This is a genomic window from Streptomonospora halophila, from assembly GCF_039542725.1.
Taxonomy (GTDB): domain Bacteria; phylum Actinomycetota; class Actinomycetes; order Streptosporangiales; family Streptosporangiaceae; genus Streptomonospora; species Streptomonospora halophila.
The window spans coordinates 436,083-462,833 of record NZ_BAABIK010000001.1; the positions used below are offsets into that span (position 1 = coordinate 436,083).

At 75.8% G+C, this 26,751-nt stretch carries 26 protein-coding genes; 19 read left to right on the plus strand and 7 right to left on the minus strand.

Features of this window, described 5'->3' with window-relative positions:
* Nucleotides 1-58: 58 nt before the first annotated feature.
* From ABEA15_RS01880 to ABEA15_RS01905, 6 genes are all read left to right on the plus strand, one after another.
* The gene (locus ABEA15_RS01880; RefSeq protein ID WP_344148474.1) at nucleotides 59-469 is read left to right on the plus strand and encodes a PH domain-containing protein; all 411 of its coding nucleotides are present in this window, start codon (nucleotides 59-61) and stop codon (nucleotides 467-469) included.
* A gap of 74 nt (nucleotides 470-543) precedes the next feature.
* Complete coding sequence (locus ABEA15_RS01885) at nucleotides 544-675, plus strand: hypothetical protein (RefSeq protein ID WP_345555183.1); 132 nt, start codon at nucleotides 544-546, stop codon at nucleotides 673-675.
* 189 nt (nucleotides 676-864) lie between these two features.
* On the plus strand, nucleotides 865-1,815 hold the full coding sequence (locus ABEA15_RS01890) for an AAA family ATPase (RefSeq protein WP_344148408.1): 951 nt from the start codon (nucleotides 865-867) through the stop codon (nucleotides 1,813-1,815).
* Between the two features lie 5 nt (nucleotides 1,816-1,820).
* The gene (locus ABEA15_RS01895) at nucleotides 1,821-2,954 is read left to right on the plus strand and encodes a vWA domain-containing protein (RefSeq protein ID WP_345555184.1); all 1,134 of its coding nucleotides are present in this window, start codon (nucleotides 1,821-1,823) and stop codon (nucleotides 2,952-2,954) included.
* Nucleotides 2,947-4,110, plus strand: a complete 1,164-nt coding sequence (locus tag ABEA15_RS01900) for an XdhC family protein (protein ID WP_345555185.1) — start codon at nucleotides 2,947-2,949, stop codon at nucleotides 4,108-4,110. The genes ABEA15_RS01895 and ABEA15_RS01900 overlap by 8 nt, the downstream gene beginning before the upstream one ends.
* A 218-nt stretch (nucleotides 4,111-4,328) precedes the next feature.
* Nucleotides 4,329-4,970, plus strand: coding sequence for a nucleotidyltransferase family protein (locus tag ABEA15_RS01905; protein ID WP_345555186.1), 642 nt, complete (start codon nucleotides 4,329-4,331; stop codon nucleotides 4,968-4,970).
* 103 nt (nucleotides 4,971-5,073) lie between these two features.
* Here the strand turns inward: ABEA15_RS01905 and ABEA15_RS01910 are convergent, their stop codons facing one another.
* The 4 genes from ABEA15_RS01910 to ABEA15_RS01925 form a co-directional block, all read right to left on the minus strand.
* Nucleotides 5,074-5,985: an aldose 1-epimerase family protein gene (locus ABEA15_RS01910; RefSeq protein WP_345555187.1), complete on the minus strand. Its 912-nt coding sequence runs from the start codon at nucleotides 5,983-5,985 to the stop codon at nucleotides 5,074-5,076.
* 139 nt (nucleotides 5,986-6,124) lie between these two features.
* Nucleotides 6,125-8,800, minus strand: a complete 2,676-nt coding sequence (locus ABEA15_RS01915) for a protein kinase domain-containing protein (RefSeq protein ID WP_345555188.1) — start codon at nucleotides 8,798-8,800, stop codon at nucleotides 6,125-6,127.
* Between the two features lie 190 nt (nucleotides 8,801-8,990).
* Entirely contained in the window at nucleotides 8,991-9,311 is a 321-nt protein-coding gene (locus tag ABEA15_RS01920) for a DUF2470 domain-containing protein (protein WP_344148392.1), read from the minus strand.
* Between the two features lie 136 nt (nucleotides 9,312-9,447).
* Complete coding sequence (locus ABEA15_RS01925) at nucleotides 9,448-9,990, minus strand: YceI family protein (protein WP_345555189.1); 543 nt, start codon at nucleotides 9,988-9,990, stop codon at nucleotides 9,448-9,450.
* A 230-nt stretch (nucleotides 9,991-10,220) separates the two neighbouring features.
* Here ABEA15_RS01925 and ABEA15_RS01930 point away from each other — a divergent pair, with 230 nt between their 5' ends.
* From ABEA15_RS01930 to ABEA15_RS01975, 10 genes are all read left to right on the plus strand, one after another.
* Nucleotides 10,221-10,925 (plus strand): SseB family protein, encoded by a 705-nt coding sequence (locus ABEA15_RS01930; protein WP_345555190.1) that lies wholly within the window; start codon nucleotides 10,221-10,223, stop codon nucleotides 10,923-10,925.
* An 88-nt stretch (nucleotides 10,926-11,013) separates the two neighbouring features.
* Nucleotides 11,014-11,865, plus strand: a complete 852-nt coding sequence (locus ABEA15_RS01935; RefSeq protein WP_345555192.1) for a prepilin peptidase — start codon at nucleotides 11,014-11,016, stop codon at nucleotides 11,863-11,865.
* Nucleotides 11,866-11,929: 64 nt separating this feature from the next.
* Nucleotides 11,930-13,108 (plus strand): chorismate synthase, encoded by a 1,179-nt coding sequence (gene aroC, locus ABEA15_RS01940; protein WP_345555193.1) that lies wholly within the window; start codon nucleotides 11,930-11,932, stop codon nucleotides 13,106-13,108.
* 56 nt (nucleotides 13,109-13,164) lie between these two features.
* Nucleotides 13,165-13,689 (plus strand): shikimate kinase, encoded by a 525-nt coding sequence (locus tag ABEA15_RS01945; protein WP_345555194.1) that lies wholly within the window; start codon nucleotides 13,165-13,167, stop codon nucleotides 13,687-13,689.
* A complete protein-coding gene (aroB, locus tag ABEA15_RS01950) occupies nucleotides 13,686-14,762 on the plus strand; it encodes a 3-dehydroquinate synthase (RefSeq protein ID WP_345555195.1) in 1,077 nt (358 codons plus the stop codon). Before ABEA15_RS01945 ends, aroB begins: the two co-directional genes overlap by 4 nt.
* Before the next feature lie 140 nt (nucleotides 14,763-14,902).
* Nucleotides 14,903-15,466, plus strand: a complete 564-nt coding sequence (efp, locus tag ABEA15_RS01955) for an elongation factor P (protein WP_344148371.1) — start codon at nucleotides 14,903-14,905, stop codon at nucleotides 15,464-15,466.
* Between the two features lie 46 nt (nucleotides 15,467-15,512).
* Entirely contained in the window at nucleotides 15,513-15,935 is a 423-nt protein-coding gene (nusB, locus tag ABEA15_RS01960) for a transcription antitermination factor NusB (protein WP_345555196.1), read from the plus strand.
* A gap of 53 nt (nucleotides 15,936-15,988) precedes the next feature.
* A complete protein-coding gene (locus ABEA15_RS01965; RefSeq protein WP_344148365.1) occupies nucleotides 15,989-16,786 on the plus strand; it encodes a methyltransferase in 798 nt (265 codons plus the stop codon).
* Between the two features lie 58 nt (nucleotides 16,787-16,844).
* On the plus strand, nucleotides 16,845-18,119 hold the full coding sequence (dinB, locus tag ABEA15_RS01970; protein WP_345555197.1) for a DNA polymerase IV: 1,275 nt from the start codon (nucleotides 16,845-16,847) through the stop codon (nucleotides 18,117-18,119).
* Nucleotides 18,120-18,399: 280 nt separating this feature from the next.
* Nucleotides 18,400-18,822, plus strand: coding sequence for a DUF3040 domain-containing protein (locus tag ABEA15_RS01975; RefSeq protein ID WP_344148359.1), 423 nt, complete (start codon nucleotides 18,400-18,402; stop codon nucleotides 18,820-18,822).
* Between the two features lie 191 nt (nucleotides 18,823-19,013).
* On the opposite strand, the gene ABEA15_RS01980 is transcribed toward ABEA15_RS01975, so the two are convergent.
* From ABEA15_RS01980 to ABEA15_RS01990, 3 genes are all read right to left on the minus strand, one after another.
* The gene (locus ABEA15_RS01980) at nucleotides 19,014-21,359 is read right to left on the minus strand and encodes a transglutaminase TgpA family protein (protein ID WP_345555198.1); all 2,346 of its coding nucleotides are present in this window, start codon (nucleotides 21,357-21,359) and stop codon (nucleotides 19,014-19,016) included.
* Between the two features lie 190 nt (nucleotides 21,360-21,549).
* The gene (locus tag ABEA15_RS01985; protein WP_345555199.1) at nucleotides 21,550-22,785 is read right to left on the minus strand and encodes a DUF58 domain-containing protein; all 1,236 of its coding nucleotides are present in this window, start codon (nucleotides 22,783-22,785) and stop codon (nucleotides 21,550-21,552) included.
* 13 nt (nucleotides 22,786-22,798) lie between these two features.
* On the minus strand, nucleotides 22,799-23,791 hold the full coding sequence (locus ABEA15_RS01990; protein ID WP_344148350.1) for an AAA family ATPase: 993 nt from the start codon (nucleotides 23,789-23,791) through the stop codon (nucleotides 22,799-22,801).
* Between the two features lie 322 nt (nucleotides 23,792-24,113).
* Here ABEA15_RS01990 and mraZ point away from each other — a divergent pair, with 322 nt between their 5' ends.
* The 3 genes from mraZ (at nucleotide 24,114) to ftsL (ending at nucleotide 26,516) form a co-directional block, all read left to right on the plus strand.
* Entirely contained in the window at nucleotides 24,114-24,545 is a 432-nt protein-coding gene (mraZ, locus tag ABEA15_RS01995) for a division/cell wall cluster transcriptional repressor MraZ (RefSeq protein WP_344148347.1), read from the plus strand.
* 461 nt (nucleotides 24,546-25,006) lie between these two features.
* Complete coding sequence (rsmH, locus tag ABEA15_RS02000) at nucleotides 25,007-25,975, plus strand: 16S rRNA (cytosine(1402)-N(4))-methyltransferase RsmH (RefSeq protein ID WP_344148471.1); 969 nt, start codon at nucleotides 25,007-25,009, stop codon at nucleotides 25,973-25,975.
* A gap of 67 nt (nucleotides 25,976-26,042) precedes the next feature.
* Nucleotides 26,043-26,516: a cell division protein FtsL gene (gene ftsL, locus ABEA15_RS02005; protein ID WP_345555200.1), complete on the plus strand. Its 474-nt coding sequence runs from the start codon at nucleotides 26,043-26,045 to the stop codon at nucleotides 26,514-26,516.
* Nucleotides 26,517-26,751 lie beyond the last annotated feature (235 nt).

Genomic DNA, 26,751 nt, shown 5'->3' on the forward strand with positions numbered 1-26,751 from the left:
CGAGGACGCGCACCGCGAGCCGGTCCCCGAGCTGCCGGTGACCTGGCGGCCCCGCAACATGCGCATCGTCGGCTACGCGCTGGCCGCGCTCGTCGTGGTGACGATGGTCGCGCTGGCCGCCGTGCTGCCGGACCACTGGCGGCTGTCGGACCGGCTGGGCCTGGTCGCCATCGGCGCCGTGGGCGCGGGCGTCCTGCACCTGCTCGCCCGCCCCCGCCTGGTGGCCACCGAGACCCGCGTGACCGTGGTCAACAGCATCCGCACCCACGTGCTGGAGTGGCCCGAGATCATCGACGCCCGCATGCCGCTGGGCGAGCCCTGGCCCACCGTCGACCTGGCCGACGGCTCCACGCTGGGGGTCATGGGCATCCAGAGCAACGACGGGGCCCGGGCACGTCAGGCCCTGGAGGACTTCCAGCGCCTCCTGCACTCCCGGGGCGAGGCGCAGGAGCCCGGCGGCCCGCGGTGACGGCGGCGGGCCGCGTGCCGCCGCCCGCGCCGGCGGGGATGGACGCGGGCCCGCAGCGGTGCTTGTCTGGGGGTATGGGCCCCGGAACCGCAGGGCGCTCCCGGCACCGCCCGCGTCGCCGCAACGCGCGGGCCACGACGCTGCTGTGGACGGCCGTCGCCGGGATCGCCGCCGCCGACGCGCTGCTGGACCGGCTCGCCTTCTGACGGGCCCGCCGGCGGCTCCCGCAGGCCGCCCCGCCGACACGCGGGCGGGGCGGGGACTGGTGCGCCCCCGCCTAACCGGAGCGCCCTTCGGCGCGCCCGCCGCACCGCCGGATCTTGTCGCCTCCGCTGCTCCCGCCGTAGCCTTCCGAGCGCATAGCCTGGGCCGTAGGAGGAGGGGAGGCCCCGACGATGGCTGACGCACCGGGGACCGCTGAGACCGCTGAGGCGACGACCGGCCCCGAGGACTTCGCCCGCCGGCTCGACGAGCACGACTACCTCGCCGACGACGGCGCGGCCACCGCCTGCTTCCTGGCCGTGCGCATGGGCCGCCCGCTGTTCCTCGAAGGCGACGCCGGAGTCGGCAAGACCGAGCTGGCCAAGGCCCTGGCGGCCGTCATGGGCGCGCCCCTGATCCGGCTGCAGTGCTACGAGGGCATCGACGCCGCCCAGGCGCTCTACGACTGGGACTACCCGCGCCAGCTGCTGCACCTGCGCGCGGCGCAGGCCGCCGGCGGCGGGACCGACGCCGAGCGGCTGGAATCGGGCCTCTACGACCGCCGGTTCCTGCTGGCGCGGCCGCTGCTGCGCGCCTTGGAGGCCAGCGCGGCCGGCCCCGGCGTGCTGCTGGTCGACGAGATCGACCGCGCCGACGACGAGTTCGAGGCGTTCCTGCTGGAGTTCCTCTCCGACTTCACGATCTCCATCCCCGAACTGGGCACCGTGCGCACCGAGACCCCGCCGGTCGTCGTGCTCACCTCCAACCGCACCCGCGAGGTCCACGACGCGCTCAAGCGCCGGTGCCTCTACCACTGGATGCCCAACCCCGGCTTCGACCGCGAGGTGGCCATCATCCGCCGGCGGCTGCCCGACGCCGCCGACCGCCTCGTCCGCCAGGTCGCCTCCGCCGGGCAGCGGCTGCGCGCACCCTCCGGCGAGGGCCTGGACCTGGTCAAGCCGCCCGGCGTGGCCGAGACCATCGACTGGACCGCGGCGCTGGTGGCGCTGGGCGCCCGCGAGCTCGACCCCGACTCCGCGGCCCGCAGCCTCGGCGCGCTCATCAAGCACCGCGAGGACCACGAGGCCGTCCGACTCAAGCTCGCGTCCCTGTTCAACGGGCACGACCAGGCACCGGTGGGGTGAGGGGGGTGGACCCGGCCGCCCGCGACACCACCGAGACCCTGCTGGGGTTCGTCCGCACCCTGCGCGCGGCCGGAGTCGGCGCCGACACCGGCCGCGCGGCGGCCTTCCTGCACGCCGTCGACACCCTCGACGTCACCCGGCCCGAACCCGTCTACTGGGCCGGCCGGCTGACCCTGTGCTCCTGCGGCGCCGACCTCTCCCGCTACGACGCCTGCTTCGCCCACTACTTCGGCGGCGCCCGGCCCGGGCCGTCCCGGCCCGCGCGCCCCCGCACCATCACCGCGACCGCCATGTGGAACGCGCCCGAGGCGGCCGAGGGCGAGGACGCCGACACCGCCGGCCTGCTCGCCGCGGGCGAGGCCGAGGTGCTGCGCTCGGCCGACATCGCCGCCCTCACCCGCGACGAGCGCGCCGAGGTGGCGCGCCTGGTCTCGCGCATCAGCGCCGACCGCCCGCGGCGCCGCACCCGCCGCCTCGAACCCGCGGCGCACGGACGGCTGGACCACCGCCGGACACTGCGCGCCGCCATGCGCACCGGCGGCGATCCCGTCCGGCTGCCGCGCCGCCACCGCTCCACCCGGCCGCGCCGGGTCGTGCTGCTCGTGGACATCAGCGGGTCCATGTCGCCCTACGCCGACGCCCTGCTGCGCCTGGCCCACGTCGTGGTGCGCGGCCACCCCCGCCACACCGAGGCCTTCAGTGTCGGCACCCGGCTGACCCGCCTCACCCCCCAGATGCGCATCCGCGACCCCGGAACCGCGCTGTCCGCCGTCGCCGAGGCGATCCCCGACTGGAACGGCGGCACCCGCCTGGGCACCGAGCTCAAGGAGTTCCTGGACGTCTACGGCCGCCGCGGCGCCGCCCGCGGCGCGCTGGCGGTCATCGCCTCCGACGGCTGGGAGCGCGGCGACGCCGCGCTGCTGGGCACCCAGATGGCCCGGCTGTCCCGGCTCGCCCACCGCGTGGTGTGGGTGAACCCGCACAAGGCCCAGCCCGGCTACGCACCCCTGACCGCGGGGATGCGGGCCGCCTGGCCGCACATCGACGAGTTCGTGTCCGGCCACAGCCTGGACGCGCTGGAACAGCTCGCCACCGCCGTGATCGGCGGTCGGCAAGGAAGAGGAGGGCCCCGTGCGTGACATCCGCACCGCCGTCGCCGACATGTACGCCGCCGGCGACACGTTCGCGCTGGCCACGGTCATCGACACCTACCGCAGCGCACCGCGCGAAGCGGGCGCGGCCATGGCCGTGGGCGCCGGAGGGGAGGTGGCCGGCAGCGTCTCCGGAGGCTGCGTCGAGGGCGCCGTCTACGAGCTGGGCCAGCAGGTGATCGCCAGCGGCGAGCCCGCCCGCGCCACCTACGGCGTCAGTGACGACGACGCGTTCGCCGTCGGACTGACCTGCGGCGGCACCCTGCACGTGCTGGTCGAGCCGGTCGACCCCGCGCGCCACCCGCACCTGGGCTCGGTCATCGCCGACATCGAGTCGCACCGCCCGGTCGCCGTGGCCACCGTCGCCGGCGGCCCCGGCCGCCTGGGCGCGCGGCGCGTCATCTGGCCCGACCGCGCCGAGGGGGACCTGGGCGGCCGGCGGCTGGAGTCCGCGGTCGACGACGACGCCCGCGGGATGCTGGCCCAGGGCAGCACCGGCATCCTGCGCTACGGCGCCGACGGCCAGCGGCGCGGCGACGAGCTGGAGGTGTTCGTGCAGTCCTTCGCCCCGGCCCCGCGCATGCTGGTCTTCGGGGCCATCGACTTCGCGGCCGCCGTCGCCGACATCGGCGCCTACCTGGGCTACCGGGTCACCGTGTGCGACGCCCGGCCGGTCTTCGCCACCGCCAAGCGCTTCCCGCGCGCCGACGAGGTGGTGGTGAAGTGGCCGCACGTCTTCCTCTCCGAGATCGAGGCCCAGATCGACGAGCGCACCGCCATCTGCGTGCTCACCCACGACCCCAAGTTCGACGTGCCGGTACTGGAGGCGGCGCTGCGCACCCCGGCCGGCTACATCGGGGCGATGGGCAGCCGGCGCACCCACGAGGACCGGCTGGCGCGGCTGCGCGAGGCGGGCGTGGGCGAGGAGCGGCTCGCGCGGGTCCGCTCGCCCATCGGACTCGACCTGGGGGCGCGCACCCCCGAGGAGACCGCCGTCTCCATCGCCGCCGAGCTGATCCAGACGCGGTGGGGCGGCAGCGGGCGCCCGCTGTCCACCACCTCCGGCCGCATCCACACTGAGCCGCTCGCCGCCGCGGGCGCCGACGGCGCCGAACCGAGGGTGCCGGCCGGCCGCGCGCGGTGACAGCGCAGTGGGGCGGCAGAGCCGCGCAACCCGCCCGAATCGCCGCGACACGCCCGGGCCGCCCCGGGTGCGGAGGCCGGAAGCGGACAGCTTTCGGTGTAACCCCGCAGCTCGACACGCCCGGATTTGCCGGTGCGCCTGAGGACGCGGCGTTCCCGAGCCCGCAGGTGTCCGCGGCCACCGGACGGTCGGGCGCCCGGGCGTGGCATTATCGCGGCATGACGACACGCGAGCGGGGCGAAAGCGGCGCGGGCGCGGCGCCGATCGCCGGGCTGCTGCTGGCCGCCGGCGAGGGGTCCCGCCTGGGCCGCCCCAAGGCGCTGGTGGAGGTCGCGGGGGAGCGGCTCGTCGACCGGGGCGCGCGGACGCTGCGCGACGGCGGGTGTAGACCGGTCCACGTCGTCACCGGGGCGGTGGAGGTCGACGTCGGATACGCCGCGTCGGTACACAACCCCGGCTGGCAGAGCGGTCTGGGCTCGTCGCTGCGGGTGGGGCTGGACACCCTGCCCGAGGACGTCGACGCCGTCGTCGTGGCGCTGGCCGACCAGCCGCTGGTGACCGCCTCGGCGGTGCGGCGGCTGCTGGAGGCACACGCCGACGGCGCCCGCGCGGCCGTCGCCACCTACGCCGGCAACCTGCGCAACCCCGTACTGCTGGGCCGCGAGCACTGGCCAAGCGTCCACGCCCTCGCCGAGGGCGACGTGGGAGCGCGCCCGTTCCTGAGCGCCTACTCCCATCTGGTCACCCACGTGCCCTGCGACGACGTGGCCAGCCCCGAGGACATCGACACCCCCGAGGACCTGGAGCGCCTCCAGGCCTGCCTCGAAGGCCGCGGCTCCGCCCCGCGCCGGTCCACCTGAGCCGGCCCGTTCCCGCCGGCGCGGTCGGTGCCGGGTGGGGGAGCCCCCTACCCGTCGCAGTTGTGAGCGATCACAATCGACGACGAGTACACGCCCGCCGGCATCAGCCGGCCGGCGCCAACCGCATGATCCCGAAGCGGGAGCTCGTCCGCTCGCCCGGCTCCAGCACGGTCAGGTCGGTGCCGGAGTTGAAGGCGTCCGGGGGGCAGGTCATCGGCTCCACCGCGAGTCCCCGCCGGTTCAGCTCCTCGGGCAGGCCCTCGGCGCTGAACACCTGGAGCCAGCCGCAGGACGCGTCGCCCCACACGCCCACCGACGTGCCGCCGTAGGCGACCACCGTCCAGGCCCGGCCGTCGGCGTCGCGCTCCAGGCCGGTGAACGCGGTGTCGAAGGCCGTCGCCCCGATGGGCCGGGGCGTGCGGAAATCGTGCTCGGTGCCCTCCACCGGCTCCGGGGCGCCCGAGGGGAGCAGCCGTCCGTCGACGGGCAGCCGGCGCGAGGCGGGCAGCTTCAGCACCGCGTCGTCCATGGGCGCCGCGACGGACACGAACGGGTGCGCGCCCATGCCGTAGGGCGCGGGGGCGTCGCCGGTGTTGCGGGCCCCCAGGGTCGCCGTCAGCCCGTCGGCCGCGTCCAGCTCGTAGTCCGCGGTCAGTTCGAGGCGGTAGGGATAGCCCGGGTCGCTCCCGTCGAGCTCGCAGGTCAGCCGGGTGCGGTCGGAGCCGATCTCCACCGGCAGCCACGGCTTGGCGTAGGCCAGGCCGTGCAGGGCGGTGCCGCGCCGGGGTTCGGTGACCTCCAGTTGCCGCTCGACGCCCTTGAAGGTGTAGCGGCCGTCGCGGATCCGGTTGGGCCAGGGCGCCAGGAGCAGCCCGTGCGAGGCCGGCGGCGGCTCGTCGGGCGGGACGCGCCAGATCAGCTCCTGCCCGCCGTAGGCCAGCCGGCACATCGCCGCACCGCGGCGGCCGACGGCCGCTCGGTAGTCGCCGGCCGCCAACTCGATCGCATCGCCCACCACACTGCCGCCCTTCCCCGCTCCGCTACCGGTCCCGGGCGATGATAGTGCCCGCCGTTGCGCCCTCGGGCGTGCGGCACCCCCGCGGCGGGCGCGTGCGCGGCCGGGACCCGCCGCGCCGCGGAAGCCGGCGCGCGGCTCAGCCGAGCAGGTTGTACAGCGGGATCAGCACACCCGCGCCCACCATCAGCAGCCCGCTGGAGAGCACCACAAGCAGCATCAGCACCGAGCCGGCCACCGCGAGCCGGTAGGCCACCAGCCGGGTACGGGCGCGCCTGCGGCCCGCCGCCGTGCGGCCCAGCACGGCGAGCAGCACGCCCAGCAGCACCGGAAGCCACCACTGGCCGGCGATGCCCGCGGGGAGCAGGCCCACCACCGCGTCGGCGGCGCCCGCCGCCGCCGAGACGACGGTGCTGCGGGCGAACTCGACCACTCCCGCGTAGGCGTCGGCGATCGGGCTCGGCCGGTCGGGATAGAACCCGTCGGCGCGCATCACCCGCCCCACGCCGTCGACGAGCCCGGCCAGCGCGGCCGGGTAGGCGAACCTGCGGCAGCGCCCGGCGCCCTCGGCCCGTTCGAGCTGTTGCATGCTGCGGTTGACGCGCCGCCGCTCCCGCTCCTCGCGGCGGCGCGCCCGGCGCTGCTCGGACTCGGTCTGCGGGCGCCCGTAAGGCGCACCCGGCCGCTCGTAGGGCGCGGTGCCCCACCCCGCCCCGGCCCGATCCTGCGGCTGCGCGGCGCCCGGGCCGCCCGCGCGTTCGCGCACCCGCTGCCACCGGTCGGAGACGGCGTCGGACAACGCCGCCCACCGGTCGCGGCGCCGCGCGCGGCTTTCCTGGCGCTCGCGCTCGCGCTCGGCGGCGCCCAGCCGCACGGCGACGGGCAGCAGCAGCCAGGCGGTGACCAGGGCCGCGTTCGCGGCGAGCGCGTCCGAGCGGCGGCGCAGCCCGGTGTCGCGCTGGTGGCGCCACCAGTCCACGCGCGGGGCCGCGCTGCGCCGTCGCGGGTGCCAGGACTGCGCGCGCAGGCGCCCGCGCTCGCGCCCGGCCGCCTCGGGGTCGAGCACCAGTTCGGCGGCCAGCGCCCACGCGCCGTCCCAGGCGTGGCGGGGCAGGTCGGCGACGCCGGCGGCCGAGGCGGGCCCGGACTCCAGCCCTCGGGCGGCGGCCTCGACCTGGCGCATGATCAGCGGCACCTCGTGCTGGACGTGCTCCAGCGGCGCGCAGCGGCCGGCGCCCTCGGCGCGGCAGCCGGGATGGCCGCACCAGTGCCGCGCCGCCAGGTCCAGCGCCCCCAGCTCAAGGGCCTCCCGCAGCACGGCGTGCCGACTGGATCCGCCCCGGGCCAGGGCCAGCACCCCCTCCGCGCCGACCTCCAACCCGCGGAAGCGGGGCGGCATCCCCGGCACGAACCTGGCCGCCAGTGCGCTGATGGCCAGGTGCACCCGCTCGGGGTGGGCGTCCAGGGCGGTCAGGTAGGTGCGGTCGAAGGTGTAGTCGTTGACCTCGCGGTCCAGCCAGGTGCGCAGTGTCGGCCAGTGGGTGCGCAGCCACACCTCGCCGCGGTCCCAGCGGTCCAGCAGGTCGAAGGCGAGGCTGGGCGGGTCGTCGTGGGAGGCGTCGGCGAAGCGGATGGGCGCGTGCCCGCGCGGCCGGACGATGCTCGGGCGCTCCCCGGCCAGCCACTGCCGCACCTCGGCGCAGCCCCAGCGCGCCGACGGGGCGGGGGTGAGCAGCCCGCGCGCCAGCAGCCGCCAGGACTCGTCGGCGACGGCCGAGACGTCGACCTCGGTGCTGCGCGCGGTCAGCCAGTTCTCGCCGCGCTCCGGCCGCCGGCCGGTGACAAGCTCGTGCACCATGACGCCCAGCGACCACCACGCCGCGGGGGCCTCGCGGCGCCCCTCGACGACCTCGGGTGCGGCGTAGGCCTCCGTGACGGCCAGGCCGCCGTAGACGCGGCTCATCGTGGCCCGCACCGCGCCGCCGAAGTCGGTCAGCGCGAACACGGGCGGGTCCACGGAGCGGACCAGCAGGTTCTCGGGCTTGACGTCGGTGTGGTTGTGCTGCAGCTGCTCCTGCCAGTGGTGCAGGCAGTCGGCGACGGCCGCCACGACGGCGCGCGCGGCCGCGTCGTCCAACGGGGCCCGGTCCAGCACCGACCGCAGCGAGCCCTGCGGGAAGTACTCCTGGGCCTCCCACGCCACGTCCTCGCCCCAGGAGCTGCGCGCGCGGCCGTAGCCGTGGATGGCCGGGGTGTGCGGGTCGCCCTCGCCGCGGGCCTGCAGCCGGTCCAGCAGCTCGCGGTTGATGTCGTGGCCGGGGCGGTAGACCTTCAGCGCGACCCGGCGCTGCGGGGCCTGAGCGCCCTCCGCTTCGCGCCCGCGCCCCGCTCCGGCGGGCTCGGCGAGGTAGACGACGGCTTCGCCGCCGGCGCCGATGCGCTCCCGCACGGTGTAGGTGCGGCGCAGTTCGGCGGGCACCGCGTAGTCGATCTCGCCCGCTGGACCCACGACCACCCGCGCGACCAGCCGCGGAAGCCACGAGACCAGCGGTGACAGCAGGCGGCGCCACCACGGCCGGGCCGATCCGCCGGCCGAGCCCTCGGTGTCGGCCGCCGGATCGGGGCGCATCAGGGCGCGGGTGCGGGCGGCGTCGGCGATCGTGCCGGGCGCGTCGCCGGACCCGCCGGTGAGCGGGTGCAGGACGCGGGTGACCCACCGCGTGCGGGCGCGGTCGGCGTCGAGCCGGGTGGTGGCGGCGGCCGGCTCGATGTTGCGTGTGGGCGAGTCGGGATCTGCGGACTCGGGATCGACCATCGTGGTTGCGGCGCTCTCGGGGCTGACGCTGACACCGCGGCGGCGGCGCCGCGAACGGCGCCGCTCCGGGCTTTGGCGTTTTCCAGACTAGGCGAGTCCCGAGCGGTCGGGAGGGGCCCGCAACCCGGATTCGTCCCTGATCCGCAGGGCGGGGGGCTCGGCGGAGGCGGGCGCCTCCGGCCGGTCGCGGTCAGTGGTCGCCGGGGCCCTCTCCTCCGGGGGACCCGCCCAGCCGCTCGCAGGCCTCGCGGTACATCCGCACGACCTCGCGGCGGACCTGGGCGCGCTCGGTCAGCGGCTCCGACCAGCGGATCCGCACCGCGGCCTCCGTGCCGCCGACGACGGCCGCGTAGTCGCCGCCCTCGCTGTCGACGCCGGTCATCCGCGCCGAGGTGGCCCCGGGGACCCCGCCCAGTGCCCGGCAGATCGCCAGCGTCTCGCCGGGGTGGTCCTCGTTCATGTGCCTGGTGATCGCCGAGACGACCTCGGCCGTGAACGGTGTTTCGGGCACGGCGCTCCTTCGGCGTGGCTGTGCGGGTGCCGGATTCCGGGTGCGGCGCGCCTCCGCCGGCGCGGCGCCCCGAGCATATCCGGCCCGCGCCGGGCCGCCGGGTCCCGGACGTGCCGCGCGGCGGCGCGGCGGGCGCTCAGTCCGCCTCGCGCGTGAACTCCGCGTCGATGTCGATCCTGATCCGGTCGGCCACCACGACGCCGCCGCCGTCCATGGGCATCTCGATGTCGACCTTGAAGTCGCTGCGGCTGATCTCGGTCTCGGCGTGGAAGCCGGCGCGCGTGAGGCCGTAGGGGTCCTGCGTCACGCCGTTGAACTCCAGCCGCAGCACCACCGGCCGCGTGTTGCCCCTGACGGTGAGGTCGCCGTCCAGTAAGAATTCCTCGCCGGAGGTGCGGATTCCGGTGGACCGGAACGTCCACTGCGGGTGCGTGCCGGTGTCGAAGAAGTCCGCGGAGCGCACGTGGTGGTCGCGCTGCTCGTTGTCGGTGTTGATGGAGGTCGCGTCGATGGTCGCCCGCACCGACGACTGCAGCGGGTCCTCGGGCACCGTGAGCTCGGCGTCGAACGTCTCGAAGCGCCCCCGCACCCGGCTCACCATCATGTGGCGCACCGAGAACCCGATCACCGAGTGCACTGTGTCGATCCGCCAGGTCCCCGGAGTGAGCTGCTGGTCCATGGCTCCCCTTGCTGGTCGTTGTCGAGGGGCGTCACATAGTGTAATAGTGAACTTCCGAAAAGTGACGATGCGGCCCGGCCCGATTTCGGCTGCGCGTACGCCGGGCGGCGCCCGGCCGCGGCTCGCCCGGCGGCGTTTTCCCGCTTGACGGCCCGCCCGGTTGGCTAAGCTGGTCCTGGACCTCCCGACCGGGGTGGATCCGTCCCGAACAGTCAGGAGTCTTCAGCCGCGTGACCCGCCCCACCATCTCCGGCGCACAGCGATTCCGCGACGACGACGGTTCGCCCGATCCCGCCGTCACCGCGCGGCTCGACGCCTTCTCCCGAGGCGAGGCCGGCGACCGGCAGGTGCTCGCGGCGCTGGGGGACTCCCGCGTGCTCGTGCCGGTGGTGGCCGTGGCCGGCGAGACCGAGCAGGACGACGACGGCCGCACGGGCGAGAAGTCCAGCGACATCGCCCTGCCCCTGATGATCGGCGAGGACGGCCGCCGCGGCGTGCTCGCCTTCACCTCGGTCGACTCCGCCCGCGCCTGGCGCGAGGACGCCCGCCCGGTGCCGGTCACCGCCGTCGAGGCCTGCCGCGCGGCCATCGACGAGGGGGCCGACGCCGTGGTCGTCGACGTCGCCGGGCCCGTCACCTACGCCGTCCAGGGCCGGTTCCTGACCACCCTGGCCGAGCACGGCACCGTGCCCGCCCCCAAGGACGACCCGCAGATCCTCGCCCTCATCTACCGGGTCACCCACACCGAGTTCGGTATCGAGCGCGTGCGCGTCCACGAGTCCGACCGCGCCGAGATCGGCATCCGCCTGGAGCTGGAGCGCCGCGACGACGAGTCGCTGCGCCGCGTCGCCGACCGCCTCACCACCGAGCTCACCCCGGTGCTGCCCGGCGGCGTGGAACTGAGCGCCGTCGTGCGCGCCGACCGGCGCGGCTGAGCCGCGGTCCGGGCGCGCCGCCGCGCGCGCCGTCCACAGCCGCCGCCCCGCGCGGTCGCCGCGCGCGGCGATCCGCTAGTTTCCGCCCATGCCCGCAATCGCCGACATCGCGCTGGCACTGGGGCTGGGCGCCGCCGGTGCGGCGGTCGGCGCCGCGTCCGGCCGGCTCGTGCCCCTGTTCGCCCGCCACGAGCCCGGCCCCGACGACGACACCCCGCCGCCCCCGCCCGCCTGCCCGCACTGCGGGGCGCCGGTTCCCTTCATCCCGTGGCTGCCGGCGGTGCGGGTGCGCGGCTACGCCCGCACCGGCGGCTGCCCCGCCTGCGCCCGGCGGATCCCGTCCTCGGCCGCGACGGCCGCCGCGACCGCGCTGCTGTTCGCGGCGGTCGGCGCCACCCAAGGCGCAGCGGGAGCCGCCGCCAACCCGCTGTGGTGCATCGCGCTGCTGTTCTTCTCGGCCGCGGGCGCGGTGCTGGCCGCGATCGACGTCCGCGTGCACCGCCTGCCCAACGCGATCGTGGGCCCCGCCTACCCCGCGGCCGTCCCGCTGGTGCTCGGCGCCGCCGTGCTGGAGCGCGCGGCCCGCAGTCCCGGCCCCTCCGCGCTCACCGGCACCGACCTGCTCGCCGCGGCCTACCCGCTGGGCGGGATGGCGGGCCTGGCCGCCCTCTACTGGCTGCTGTGGTTCATCCACCCCGGCGGCATGGGCTGGGGCGACGTCAAGATCGCCGGGCTCGTCGGCCTCTACCTCGGCTGGGCCGGTCCCGGCGCGGTCGTGGCGGGCACGGTCGCGGCCTTCGCGGCCTCGGCCGCCTACGGCATCGTCCTCCTGGCGCTGCGCCGCGCCACCCGGCACACCCAGATCCCCTTCGGCCCGTTCATGATCGGCGGCGCGCTGGCCGTGCTGCTGGCGGATGTGCCGACCGGCACACCGCTCTGACCGCCGCCCGGCGGGCGGGCGACGCGATGTGCCGCGCCCGCTCGGCCCGTGAAATGATCGGGGCATGTTGCGCTGGCTGACCGCGGGGGAGTCCCACGGACCGGCACTCGTCGCGATACTGGAGGGCCTTCCGGCCGGCGTCGCCGTCACCTCGGACGACATCGCCGCCGCGCTGACCCGCCGTCGCGCCGGGTACGGCCGGGGCGCCCGGATGAAGTTCGAACAGGACGAGGTGACCCTGGTCGGGGGCGTCCGCCACGGCCTCACTCAGGGCGGCCCGGTGGCCGTCGAGGTCGCCAACTCCGAGTGGCCCAAGTGGGAGCGGGTGATGTCCGCCGACCCCGTGCCCCCCGAGGAGCTGGAGGGAGTGGCGCGCAATGCGCCGCTGACCCGGCCCCGCCCCGGCCACGCCGACCTGGTGGGCATGCAGAAGTACGGCCACGACGAGGCCCGCCCCGTGCTGGAGCGCGCCAGCGCCCGCGAGACCGCGGCGCGCGTCGCCATCGGCGAGGTCGCCCGCGCGTTCTGCCGCCAGGCCCTGGGCGTCGAGGTGCTCAGCCACGTCGTGTCGATGGGCACCATCAGCGTCCCCGACTCCGTGCAGCCCGAGCCCGGCGACCTGGAGCGCGTCGACGCCGACCCGCTGCGCTGCTTCCACCCCGACACCAGCGCGCGCATGGTCGCCGAGGTCGACGACACCCGGAAGGCCGGCGACACCCTGGGCGGCGTCGTCGAGGTGCTCGCCTACGGCCTGCCGCCGGGGCTGGGCAGCCACGTGCACTGGGACCGCCGCCTGGACTCCCGGCTGGCCGGCGCCCTGATGGGCGTCCAGGCCATCAAGGGGGTCGAGATCGGCGACGGGTTCCGCACCGCCGCCCGGCGCGGATCGGCCGCCCACGACGAGATCGAGCCCGGCCCCGGCGGCGTGCGCCGCCGCAGCAACCGCGCGGGCGGCGTCGAAGGCGGCATGACCACCGGCGATCCGCTGCGGGTGCGCGCGGCCATGAAGCCCATCGCGACCGTCCCGCGCGCGCTGGACACCGTCGACGTGGCCACCGGCGAGCCGGCCCGGGCCCACCACCAGCGCAGCGACGTCACGGCGGTGCCGGCGGCGGGCGTGGTGGCCGAGGCCATGGTCGCGCTGGTGCTGGCCGAGGCCGCCGTGGAGAAGTTCGGCGGCGACTCCCTGGCCGAGACCGCCCGCAACGCCCGCGCCTACCTGGATACGCTGGAGATTCCCTAGAAAGCGCGCACGGCCGGGTGCGGCGGGCCCGGTCGACGACAACCGAGGAGACACCGATGAGCACACCGGTCGCGGTCCTGATCGGCTCGCCGGGCGCGGGCAAGACCACGGTCGGCCGGGCCCTGGCCGAGCGGCTGGGCGTGGACCTGCTCGACACCGACGCCGAGGTCGAGGCGCGCGCCGGCAAGTCCGTGGGCGACGTGTTCGTCGAGGACGGCGAGCCCGCCTTCCGCGCGCTGGAGCGCGAGATCGTGGCCGAGGCCCTGGCCTCCTGGGCCGGTGTGGTCGCGCTGGGCGGCGGCGCCGTCCTCGATCCCGGCACCTCCGCCGATCTGGCCCGCCACCACGTGGTCTACCTGCAGGTGGAGTTCGCCGACGCCGCCAAGCGGGTCGGCTTGGACACCCCGCGCCCGCTGCTGGCCGGCAACCCCCGCACCCGGCTGCGCAAGCTGCTGGAGGAGCGGCTGCCCGTCTACGAGGGCCTGGCGCGGGCGACCGTGCCCACCAGCGGATACCACCCCGAGGAGATCGTCGACGCCATCGTCGAGGGGCTGCCCCGGCACCGGGAGGGCATCCGATGAGCGCCACCCGCATCCGCGTCGGCGGTGCCGACCCCTACGACGTCGTGGTGGGCCGCGGGGTCTTCGCCGAGCTGCCGGCGCTGGTGGGCGAGCGGGCCGAGCAGGTCGCGGTCGTCCACCCCGAGGGCCTGGGCGAGCTGGCCCGTCCCGCGCTGACCGCGCTGGGTGCGGCCGGCTGCAGCGTCCACCCGCTGGCCGTGCCCGACGGCGAGGCCGCCAAGACCGCCGAGGTCGCCGCCGGGCTGTGGAGCCGGCTGGGACAGGCCGGGTTCACCCGCAGCGACGCCGTGGTGGGCGTGGGCGGCGGCGCGGTGACCGACCTGGCCGGGTTCGTCGCCGCTACCTGGCTGCGCGGCGTGCGCAGCGTCCTGGTGCCCACGACCCTGCTGGGCATGGTCGACGCCGCCGTGGGCGGCAAGACCGGCATCAACACCGCCGAGGGCAAGAACCTCGTCGGGGCCTTCCACCCGCCCTCCGGTGTGCTGTGCGACCTGGACACCCTCGCCGGCCTGCCCGCGGCCGACTACATCGGCGGCCTGGCCGAGGTGGTCAAGGCCGGGTTCATCGCCGACCCCGCCATCCTCGACCTCGTCGAGGCCGACCCCGAGGGGGCCGCCCGGCCCGACGGTCGCCACACCCGCGAGCTCATCGAGCGCGCCGTCTCCGTCAAGGCCGAGGTCGTCTCGGGCGACCTGCGCGAGAGCGGCCGCCGCGAGATCCTCAACTACGGGCACACCCTCGGCCACGCCGTCGAGCGGGCCGAGAACTACACGTTCCGGCACGGCTACGCCGTGGCCGTGGGCATGGTCTTCGCCGCCGAGCTGGCGCGCCTGGACGGGCGCGTCGACGCCGCCCTGGTCGAACGGCACCGCAAGATCCTCGCCTCGGTCGGGCTGCCCACCGCCTACTCCGGCGCACCCTGGCCCGAGCTGCGGCGCGCCATGCGCGTCGACAAGAAGGCCCGCGGCGCCACGTTGCGCTTCATCGTGCTCGACGCGCTCGCCGAGCCCGCGGTGCTGTCCGGCCCCGCCCCCGAGCTGCTGGACGCGGCCTACGCCGCGATCGGCACCTGATACCTGCGGGCCGGTGTGAACGCCCGCACCGGTGAAACCCACTAGACTGCGGTGACGACGGCGCAGGCCGCCCCGCGCGGCCGCGCTGCGGGCGCCCGCCCGCCACCGACCGAGCCCGACCCTCTGGAGAGACGACCCAAGTGGCCTCGACGAACGACCTCAAGAACGGCACGACGCTGAAGCTCGACGGCGGCGAACTCTGGAACGTCGTGGAGTTCCAGCACGTCAAGCCCGGCAAGGGCGGAGCGTTCGTCCGCACCAAGCTGAAGAACGTCACCTCGGGAAAGGTCGTCGACAAGACCTTCAACGCCGGCGCCAAGGTCGAGATCGCCAATGTGGACCGCCGTGAGATGCAGTACCTCTACAGCGACGGCGAGTCCTACATCTTCATGGACACCGAGACCTACGACCAGCTGCCCGTCGACGCCAAGGTGGTCAGCAAGAACGCCGACTACCTGCTGGAGAGCGCCGTGGTCACCGTCGCGGTGAACGAGGGCGCCCCGCTCTACGTCGAGCTGCCCGCCGCGGTGGAGGTCGAGATCACCCAGACCGACCCCGGCGTGCAGGGCGACCGCTCCACCGGCGGCACCAAGCCCGCCACCATCGAGACCGGCGCGGTCATCCAGGTTCCGCTGTTCATCACCACGGGCGAGCGCGTGAAGGTCGACACCCGCACCGGCGACTACCTCGGCCGCGTCAACTGATGGCGCCGACCGCGATCGGTATCCGGGGCCCGCGGGCGGAGCAGCGATGAGCAGTGGCGGAGGCGCGCGGCGCAAGGCGCGCAGACGCGCTGTGGAGATCCTCTACGAGGCCGAGGTCCGCGGCACCGCGGTCGAGGACGTCGTCGAGCGCCGCCGCGCCCAGACCGAGCCGCCGATCAACGAGTTCACCGTGCAGCTGGCCTTCGCCGTGGACGAGCGCCGCGAACGCCTCGACGCCCTGCTCGACGACTACGCGATCGACTGGTCGCTGGAGCGCATGCCGGTGGTCGACCGCAACATCCTGCGGATGGGCGCCTACGAGCTGCTGTGGGCCGAGGACATCCCCGACGGCGTCGCGATCTCCGAGGCGGTCGCCGTGGCGCGGCAGCTCTCCACCGACGAGTCCCCGTCCTTCATCAACGGCCTGCTCTCGCGGCTGATGGAGAACAAGGCCCAGCTCGCGCCCTGACCGGCGCCGCCGGTCGGCGGGCATTCGACCAGCAAGCAGAAGGGGAGCCGGTGTTGAGCGACAAGCCCCACGGCGGCACCGTCCCGAGCGACCCCGGCGCGGGCTCCGGCCCGCACCGCGCCGCCAGCGCAGCCCGCACCGAGGTCGTCTGGCAGGTGCTGCGCGCCGCCCTGGCGGAGCAGGAGCCCGCCGGCAGCGACGGCCTGGACATCGTCGACGCCGGCGGCGGCACCGGCGGCGCGGCCGTCCCGCTCGCAGGGCTCGGCCACCGCGTCACCGTGGTCGACCCCAGCCCCGACTCGCTGGCGGCCCTGGAGCGCCGCGCCGCCGAGGCCGGTGTGCGCGTGCGCGCGCTGCAAGGCGAGACCGGCGACCTGGCGCAGCTGCTGCCCGAGTCCCACGCGCACCTGGTGCTGATGCACAACGTGCTGGAGTACGTCGAGGAGCCGGCGGCCGCCCTGGCCGACGTCGCCGCGCTCACCCGGCCCGGCGGCGCCGTCAGCGTGCTGGCCACCAACGCCCTGGCCGGGGTGCTGCACCGGGCGCTCGCCGGCCACCTGGCCGACGCCCGCCACCTGCTCGACGACCCCGAGGGCCGCTGGGGCAGCGGCGACCCCATGCCGCGGCGCTTCACCGCCGACCGGCTCGTCGGCCTCGCCGAGCGGGCCGGGCTGGGCCGCGCCGACATCCGCGGTGTGCGGGTCTTCGCCGACCTGCTGCCCGGGCGGGTGCTCGACGGCGAGCACGGGATCGGCGAGCAGCTGCTGGAACTGGAGAAGGCGGCCGCTGTGCACCCGGCGCTGTCGGGGATCGCCACCCAGATCCACCTGCTGGCCCGCAAGCCGCTGTGACGCGGCCGGGGAGCGGGGCCGCTGGCGCGGCCCGCGCCGGCGGCGGCACACTGGTGGCATGAGCCGACGCCAGCTCGAGCGCGGTCAGGCGCTTCGCGGGATGATCGGGCCCGGCGGGGTCGAGCCGCTGCCGGAGGACGACAGCGAGGACACCGCCGGCTGCACCGTCCTGCACATCGACATGGACGCGTTCTTCGCCGGCGTCGAGCGGCTGGTGCACCCCGAGACCCGCGGCAAGCCCATCATCGTCGGCGGCACCGGGCCGCGCGGCGTGGTCTCCTCGGCCGACTACATCGCCCGCTCCTACGGCGTGCACTCGGCCATGCCCATGGTGCGCGCGCTGCGGCTGTGTCCCGACGCGATGGTCTTCCCGCCCGACGGCGCCCACTACAAGCGGGTCTCCGAGGCGGTCATGGACATCCTGCTGGCGGTGACGCCCGAGGTCGAGCGCGTCTCGCTGGACGAGGCCTACCTGGACGTCTCCGGTGCCCGGCGCCGCCTCGGCGGCCCGGTGCGCATCGCCGAGGAGATCCGCCGCCGGGTGCGCGACGAGCAGAGCCTGACCTGCTCGGTGGGCGCCGCGCCCAGCAAGCTGGTGGCCAAGCTCGCCTCCACCCGCTGCAAGCCCGACGGCCTACTGGCGGTGCCCCCCGACCGGGTGACCGCGTTCCTGCACCCGCTGCCGGTGGGCGCGCTGTCGGGCGTGGGGGACAAGACCGAGCAGACCCTGGCCCGGCTGGGCCTGCGCACGGTGGGCGACCTGGCGCGCGTCTCGGCGGCCACCCTGCGCGGCGAGTTCGGGACGGCGCTGGGCGACCGCCTGGCCGCCCTCGCCCAGGGGCGCGACGAGAGCCCGGTCGTGCCGTCCTCTCCCGACAAGAGCATCGGCGCCGAGGAGACCTTCCCCCGCGACGTCGACGACCCCGAGGTCATCCGGCGGGAGCTGCTGCGGCTGTCGGAGAAGGTCGCCCGGCGGATGCGGGCCGGCGGGCACGTGGGCCGCACGGTCGTGGTGAAGCTGCGCCGGGCCGACTTCACCACCATCACCCGCTCGCGCACCCTGGCCGAGTCCACCGACGTCGCGCACGAGATCAGCGCCGCCGCGCGCGAGCTCTACGCCGCAGCGGGCCTGGAGCGGGTGCGGCTGCGGCTGGTGGGGGTGCGCATGGAGGGGCTGGCGCCGGTCGCAGACGCCCACCGCCAGCTCAGCCTGGACGAGCCCGAGACCGGCTGGCGCGAGGCCGAACAGGCCATGGACGCGGTCACGCGGCGGTTCGGGGCGGGGGCCATCCGACCGGCGGCCTTGGCCAAGCGTGAGGAGGATGACGTATAGTACTGCAACTTTCGGATGGTTGAATCCGTTATAGGGGCGGGGATGCCGGGCCGGCCCGACCGGTCGGCGGCGTCCCGCGGTAGTGCAGGGGACGGCAGAAGGGCGAGCGCAGCCGTGTTGCGGTTAGACGGTGAGGGTAATGTGGCCCATGTGGGCCAGCTGCACGCTCATCTTTTCTTTTCAGTAGGCGCTAAGGCGCCTTATTCTGGGCATACCACTGAACAACGGCCTGTTGGTCAGCACACCTCACCCCACGCAGGGACTGTCATTGGGAGGCGCCGTGCCGCTCTCTGAACACGAGCAGCGTATGCTCGACCAGATCGAGCAGGCGCTGTACGCCGAGGATCCGAAGTTCGCCAACACCGTGAGCAAGACGAACCCGGCCGTGCACTACAAGCGATCGATCGTGCAGGCCTCGATCGGGTTCGTCGTCGGGATCTCGCTCCTCATGGGCGGCGCGATCCTCCAGCAGGTCATCGTCGGCGTCATCGGCTTCATCGTCATGCTGGCCTGCCTGCTGTGGGGCCTGTCCGCCTGGCGGCGCGTCGCCGGCGGCGGAGGCGAGGCCCAGGCTCAGGCCCAGGCGCAGCAGCCGCAGGGCAAGTCCGCCGAGCCCAAACAGCGCAAGCGCCAGCAGCGCCCCGGGATGATGCACCGCTTCGAGGAGCGGTGGCGCCGCCGCCAGGAGGGCGGCGACAAGTAGCCCTCGCACCGCGGCCGGCTCCCGGCCGCGCGCGAGCGCCCGTACACGAGAACGCGTCCACCGGCCCCGACCGGCGGGCGCGTTCTCGTGTACGCGCGTTCTCGTGTACGCACCCGGGACGGCCGCCGAGGACCGCGGTCCCGAGGACCGCCCCCGCACCGGGCCCGCCGGCGCCGGCCGCGGCCGGCGCCTCAGCCCGCCGCGGTGCCGGGCCGCTGGGCGCGCGGCGGCTCCGGCGCGCCCAGCGGCGCGGGAAGCAGCGAGCCGGGCAGCAGGCTCGCCCGCAGCGCGGCACCGCGCCCGCGGGACGCCCGCAGCGCTGAGCGCACCAGCCGGCTGTCGTCGGAGGGCGACCCCTCCTGGCGGAACTCCGGTGCGTAGTGGGCGCTCTCCTCGGCCATCGCCAGGCGCCACAGCGCCGCCTCGGCCGCGGGCCCCGGCCCGTGGTCGGCGGCGAGCCGCCCCGCCACCGCACGCGGCGACTCGGCCGGGCTCCAGGAAAGGCCCAGGTCGCGGCAGTCGTCGCGCAGTTCCCGCCACGCGGCGCGGGCGCGCTGGGCGGGTGTGCCCGCGCGGACCCACCGCGTGCGCCGCACCAGGACCCGCGCCAGCCCGGGGACCGCTGCGACGGCCAGCAGCGCGGGGACCAGCGCCGCCCACCACCATCCGGCGCCCCGGCCCTCGCCGGGACCGCCGCCGGATCCGCCCTCGTCCTCCTCGGTCGGCTCCGGGCTGTCCGAGGACGCGGTGGGCTCCTCCTGCTCCTGGGGCGCCGACGGCGCCGCATCGGCGCCCGGCCGGCCCGCCTGCGCACCGGGGCCCGCACCGCCCTGCGGCGCCGAGGGGACGGTGTCGGCGTAGTCAGGAACGGTGGCGGTGCCCTGGCCGCCGGAGGAGGCGGGCGTGGGCTCGAACCGCAGCCACCCGGCGCCCTCGAAGTACAGCTCGGGCCAGGCGTGGGCGTCGGACTCGGTGACCTCCCACGAGTCGCCGCCGGTCCGGGTGCCGGCGGTGTAGCCGATGGCCACGCGCGCGGGGATGCCCGCCTGCCGCGCCAGCAGCGCCATCGCGCCCGCGAACTGCTCGCAGTAGCCCACCCGGCTCTCGAACAGGAAGTAGCTCAGCGGGTCCTCGCCCTCCGGGATGGAGGGCGGGCTGAGGTCGTAGTCGAACCGGCCCGCGGCGCTGAACCAGTCCTGCAGCGCCACGGCCTTCTCGTGGGCGGTGCCGGCTCGGGCGGTGATCGACTCGGCCAGCTCCGCGGTGCGCTCGTCGACGCCGTCGGGGACCTCCAGGTAGCGCTCGTCCAGGTCGCTTCCCGGGGGCAGGTCCGCGGCCAGCGTGTCGGGGTCGGGCTCGTTCACCAGGCTGGTGACCTCGTAGCTGTCGCCCCGGGCGGGGGCGCCGGTGGTGAAGACCATCAGGGTCTCGGGGTCGGCGTACCACTCGCCGGCGGCCGACAGCTCCCGCGCCGGATAGGGCATCGGCAGGAAGTCGGCTTCGAAGCGGTCGGCGAGGGCGACCTCGGTGGTGACCCGCCGGCTGTCGATCCGGCTCTGGCCGGGCGGGGAGGGCAGCAGCTCGTCGCCGAGGTCGCCGTCGCCCTCGGCGCGCAGCCGCGACATGGTCCAGGTCTGGCCGTCGAAGGCGTCCAGCGCGTACATGCGCAGGTAGTCCGGCCGTTCGGCGTCGGTCTCGTAGCTCAGCACCGGCCGGTCGGAGGTGGAGGTCAGGTCCCGGCGCAGGCTGACCAGGGGGTGGGTCGTGGTGATGGTCTCGCCGCCGAGCCGCGTGCCGTCGGCCAGCGCGTACAGCGAGCTCGACGTCAGCCCGGGCACGGACGGCGGGACCAGCAGCGCCAGCGCCACGGCGGCCGCGGCGACCCCGGCCGTGGCGGCGATGTGCTGGGCGCCGCCCAGCACCGGCGCGGCGGTGTCGTGGTCGGCGCGCACGGCGATCCCCCAGCCGGACCCGCGCACCCAGCCGTCCACCGCCAGCACGCCCACGTAGCCCACCGCGGCGCAGGCGAAGGCGGCGCCGTCCACGCCCTGGTCGTCCACCAGCAGCGGCACCAGCAGCAGACCCGCCAGGGGCAGCGCCATCACGGCGGCCGCCCGCGCGGTCACCGCCAGGAAGTCGGAGACGATCGCCAGCAGCGCCATCGCGGCGGCGATCACCAGCGCAAGGGCCGGGGTCGCCGGGATGGGCGTGGTCTCCGTGCCGATCTGCGCCCGGCCCTCGGTGAACACGGCGACCAGCTCACCCAGCGCCGAGGGGGTGGGCACGAAGCCCAGCGGAGCCGCGTAGGACACGAACGAGGCGGTCAGCACGGCCAGCGCCACGGCGGCCTGCAGGATCGGGACCACGACCACGGTCAGCCGAGCGGCGCGCAGGACCAGTCCGGTCAGGGCGCAGGCGACCACCACGGCGGCCGAGGGCCCCCACCAGGAGCCGCCCGAGATCAGCGGCGCCAGCGCGGGCAGCGCGAGCAGCAGCGCGGCGGCGGTCGCCACGGTCAGCGCGGCCTTTGCGATCATCGTGTGCCGGCGGTCCCCTGACCGGTCCGCCGGCGGCGGTGGCGGGGGTGTGCGCCGTTCCTCCTAACCGGGGAGTCGGTTCGTGCGGGGGACGGGCGCGGCACCGCCGCCCGGCGCCGGGCGCAAACCGGCGCAGCGGGCGTGGGCGCGTCCGCGGGCTGCGGTCGCTTCGGCCGCCGGCGTGCTCCGCTCACCGGCCGACCGCCCCGGCGCGGCCCGGCACCGCCGAGCCCCACGCCTGCGGCAGGTCCTCCACCGAGCCGATCTCGGCCGCGAGCCAGCCCGCCTCGCGCAGCGCGTCGGCCGAGCGCCGCGCGGAGTCGGGATCGGACCAGGCGGCGCGGGTGCACAGCAGCGCGACGCACGTGTGCCGGCCCCGGCCGCCCGGGAGCCGGGAGAGCGCGTCGATGTCGTCGGCCGAGAGCGCGCCCAGGACCGCGACCAGCAGTCCTTGGCCGCTGACGTGGGAGCCGGCGATCGCCTCGGCGGCGCCGGCGAGGCCGGTGGCGGAGGAGGGCGGGGCCACCGCCAGGGCGTCGAGCACGTCCGCCCCGGTCGCGGCGGCGACCTCGCCGCTGTCGGTGTGCAGCCGCATCTCGTGCCCGCGCCCGAGCAGGTGCAGAGCCGCGGACGCGGCGGCGCTGACCACGGCCTCCTGTGAGGAGTCGGGCCCCGCGCCGGCGTGGGCGGCCGCGCGCAGGTCGGTCAGCACGGCGCTGCGGTCGCTGAGCCGGTGCTCCTCGCGGCGGACCATCAGCTCCCCGTGGCGGGCGGTGCTGCGCCAGTGCACCCGGCGCATGTCGTCGCCGTGCCGGTAGCCGCGCGGTACCGGGTCGTTGTCCGTACCGCCGGCAAGCGAGCGCGCCGCGCTGTCGCCGTCCTCGGCGGTTCCGCCGGGCACCGGCACGTGGGGCAGGGCCACGACGGGCGGGGTGACCAGCAGGGTCATCGGGCCGCCGACGGAGCGCCGCCGCCGCAGGCAGTTCAGCGGGTCGGTGAAGGACAGGGCCAGCGGCCCGACGGGGTAGGAGCCGCGGATCTCGGGACGCACCCGGTAGGTCACATCGCGCACCGCGCGCGGTCCCAGGAAGCCGATGTTGAACCGCGGAGCCTGGCCCAGCTGGAACGGCAGGTCGTCGTGCACCAGCAGGCCGCCGACCGGCAGCGCGGTCGAGGCGTTGGCCACGCGCACCAGTACGCGCGCGTCGGCGCCCGCGGGGGTGCGGGCCGGCTGGAGCGCCCGGCTGTGCACCACGCGGCCGGGCGCGCCCCACAACGTCAGCGCGGTCAGCAGCGGGAGCGCGAACACCAGCACGCCGAAGCCCACCAGGTCGCGCTCGCCGATGACCAGGCCGCTGACGATCAGCGCGCCCCCGCCGCTGAGCAGTCCCCAGCCGCGGACGGTGAAGGCCGGCAGCAGTCTCACGCGCTCTCCGGGCTCAGCGCGGACTGGGGATGGGCAGGCGGGCGACGATCTCGGAGACGACCTGCTCGGGCGAGCGCCGCTCCATGCGCGCCTCGGGGCTGGGCAGCAGCCGGTGCGCGAGCACCGGCACCGCCAAGGCCTGCAGGTCGTCGGGCACGACGTAGTGGCGCCCCTCCAGCGCGGCGTAGGCGCGCGCGGCCCGGACGAGGTGGATCGTGGCGCGCGGCGAGGCGCCCAGCCGCAGCGCCGAGGAGGTGCGGGTGGCCGTGACCAGATCGACGGCGTAGCGCCGTACGCCCGGGGCGACGTGGATGCCCTTGACCCGGTCGACCATGGCGCGTACGTCGGCGGCCGTGGCCACCGGCTCCAGCCGGTCCAGCGGCGAGTCCGAGCTGTGGGCGTCGATCATGTCCAGCTCGGCCTGCGGCGCGGGGTAGCCCACGGCGATGCGGGCCGTGAACCGGTCGCGCTGGGCCTCGGGCAGGGGATAGGTGCCCTCCATGTCGGAGGGGTTCTGCGTGGCCACCACCATGAAGGGCCGCTCCAGCTGACGGGTCTCGCCGTCGACGCTGACCTGCATCTCCTCCATGCACTCCAGCAGGGCGGACTGGGTCTTGGGCGAGGCGCGGTTGATCTCGTCGCCCAGCACGATGTTGGCGAAGACGGGGCCCGGGTTGAACTCGAACTCGTGCCGGTCCTGGTGGTAGACGCTGACGCCGGTGATGTCGGCCGGCAGCAGGTCCGGTGTGAACTGCACCCGCTGCACCGAGCAGTCGACCGCCCGGCCCAGTGCCTTGGCCAGCATCGTCTTGCCGACGCCCGGAATGTCCTCGATGAGCAGGTGGCCCTCGGCGAGCAGGACGGTCAGCGCGATCCGTACGACGTCGGGTTTGCCCTCGATCACGGTCTGGACGGCGTCGCGGATCCGTTCCGCGACGGCGATGACGCCGTCGTCGCCGTCCGGGATCCCGTCTCCCTGTGTGTTCTGCCGCGTGCCCAGTGACACGTGTCCCCTCTCGACAGGAGCCGGAGCCGATGGAATCGAGGCTAGAGCCAAAGTCGGCGAAAGCAAATCAAATCCCAAAAACGGCGGGCGCCCGCGTGCCGAGCGCTGTGTCACACGCGCCACCGCGCGTGTGGGGCGCGGTGGCGCGCCCGCCGCGGGGCGCCCCGGGCGCTCCACTCCGCTCCACCCGCATTGACCTGCGCTTTCTCGCGGCGCTCTGTGCCGCGGCGGCGATTGAAACTGTTGACCGTGGGGAAGAGTGGAGTACAGTGGAGCATCGTGGAGCAGGAGACTGCTCTGCCGGGGGCTTGGGAGGTGGGCCTTGTTTCTGGGGACCCACGAACCGCGCCTCGACGAGAAGGGACGCCTGTTCCTTCCGGCGAAGTACCGCGACGAACTGTCGGGGGGACTGGTGATCACGAAGGGACAGGAGCGCTGCCTCTACGTCTTTCCTTTGGACGAGTTCCAGCGCATCACCGAGGCCCTCCGCTCGGCGCCGGTCACCGCCAAGGCGGTCCGCGACTACAGCCGGGTGTTCTTCGCCAGCGCCTCCGACGAGGTTCCCGACAAGCAGGGGCGCATCACGGTTCCCGCCGGCCTGCGCGCCTACGCCGGCCTGGAACGCGACTGTGTCGTCATCGGGGCCAACACGCGCCTGGAGATCTGGGACTCCGCGGCGTGGGCCCGTTACGAAGCCGACCAGGAGCAGGCATTCGCGGATCTGTCGGAGGAGGTGTTGCCGGGGGTGCTGTGACTTCGCGCGACCGCGGTGCCGGCCTCGACACCCGCGCACACCGGTCCGCCGAGCCACGCCGACCACGTCCTGTCCGGCCCCAGGCCTTCAGGCGCGAGCCGCAGTCAGCTGACGCATCTTCCCCGGCGCCAGGTGGCGGCCGCGCAGCAGCGCGGCCAGCAGGCCACGCGCCTGGAGGCCCGGCCGGACGGTCGCGGGCGAGTGCGCCGTGAGGCCGCGCTAGCAGCTGCCGGACGCACGGTCGGCACCGGCGGCAACGCCGGAAGGCCGGAAGCAGGAGACGACGGAGCCGACCACGGTCGGGCCGACACCGCTCGCGGCCGATGCCCCGCAGGGGAGCGCGGAGGCACTGGCGGCGGGGGAGCGGCCCGCGGCCGCCGCGGGACATCGGGGGAGCGTCCGCGGACGGCCGGCCGCACGCGGCGGCACGGGGCGGTCAGTGAGGAGGGGGCACTGTGCTCATGGCAGACACCGGCGGCCGACCCGGTGCGGGACACACGCCGGTCATGCTCGACCGCATCGTCGAACTGCTCTCGCCCGCCCTGAGCGAGCCCGGGGCCGTCCTCGTCGACGGCACCCTCGGCCTGGGCGGGCACGCCGCCGCCCTCCTCGACGCGCACCCCCGGCTCCGCCTCGTCGGCGTCGACCGCGACACCACGGCCCTGGAGCGCAGCCGCACCCGGCTCGCGCCCTTCGGCGACCGGGTCGAGCTCGCCCACGCCGAGTACGACGACATCCCCGCCGTCCTCGACGGCCTGGGCATCCGCGAGGTCCAGGCCGTGCTGCTCGACCTGGGCGTGTCCTCGCCGCAGCTCGACGAGTCCGAGCGCGGCTTCGCCTACTCCCACGACGCCCCGCTGGACATGCGCATGGACCGCACCCAGGGGCGCACCGCGGCCGACGTCCTCAACACCTACTCGGTCGCCGAGCTCACGCGCATCCTGCGCGAGTACGGCGAGGAGCGCTTCGCCGGGCGCATCGCCCAGGCCGTCGCGCGCCGCCGCGCCGCCGCGCCGCTGGACTCGACGCGCGACCTGGCCGAGCTGGTGCGCGATGCCATCCCCGCGGCCACCCGGCGCACCGGCGGCAACCCCGCCAAGCGCACCTTCCAGGCCCTGCGCATCGAGGTCAACGCCGAGCTGGAGATCCTCGCCCGCGCGCTGCCGGACGCCGTCGACCGCGTCGCCGTGGGCGGGCGCATCGCCGTGCTCTCCTACCACTCGCTGGAGGACCGCATCACCAAGCGGACCCTCAGCGGGCTCGCCACCGACACCACACCCCAGGACCTTCCGGTTCCGCTGCCCGACCACCGCCCCCAGTTGCGGCTGCTGACCCGGGGGTCCGAATCCCCCGCCGACGAGGAGAACGAAGCCAATCCGCGCGCGGCCTCGGCGCGACTGCGCGCCGCCGAGCGCGTCCGCAGGCCGTGAGCACGTCCGCGGCGGAGGCGGTCGGCCGGCCGCGGACCCAGCGGGAGACACAGCGGGGAGGACCACGATGAGCAGCGCCACCGAGGAGAGCGCACGGACCCGGAAGGCAGCCGAGGCCCCTCCGGCGCGTCGGACCGTGCCGCGCACCGCGCCGACCCGCCGCCGCAGCGCGCCCGCCGTTGCGCGGCCCGCCCCGCGCGCGCCGCGCATGCCCTTCGTGCTGCTGGTGATCGGCCTGCTCAGCGGTGCGCTGATCAGCCTGCTGGCGCTGCGCACCGTGCTGGTGGCCGACGCCTTCACCATCTCCGAGCTCCAGACGAGCAACGAGCGGCTCGCCCATCGGGAGGAGGCGCTGCGCGAGGAGGTCGTGCGTTTGGAGTCCTCCGAGCGCATCGCCGAGGAGGCCGAGGAGATGGGAATGCGGCCCGGCGAGGCCCCCCTCTTCCTGGACCTGGACGAGCGCCGGGTCACCGGCGACGACGGCGGTGCCGACTCCGGACTGCCCGGTACCGGCGCCCAGCCCGAGGCGGGCTCGGAGTGAGCCCGGTGCGCCCCCGCCGCGCAGGACGCCCGCAATCGCGGCCCGCCCGGCCCGACGCCCGGCACAGACGCCGTCCCGCCACTCCGTGCAGCGGGAGGCGCAGGTGAGCTCCTCCCGCGACGGCCGCTCCCGCGACCCGCGCCGCCCCGGCGCCGCCCCGCGGTCCGGCGGGCCCGCCCCGCGCGCTCGCCCGTCCCGTCCGCGGGGCGGCGATCCCGGCCGCACCCCGCGCGAG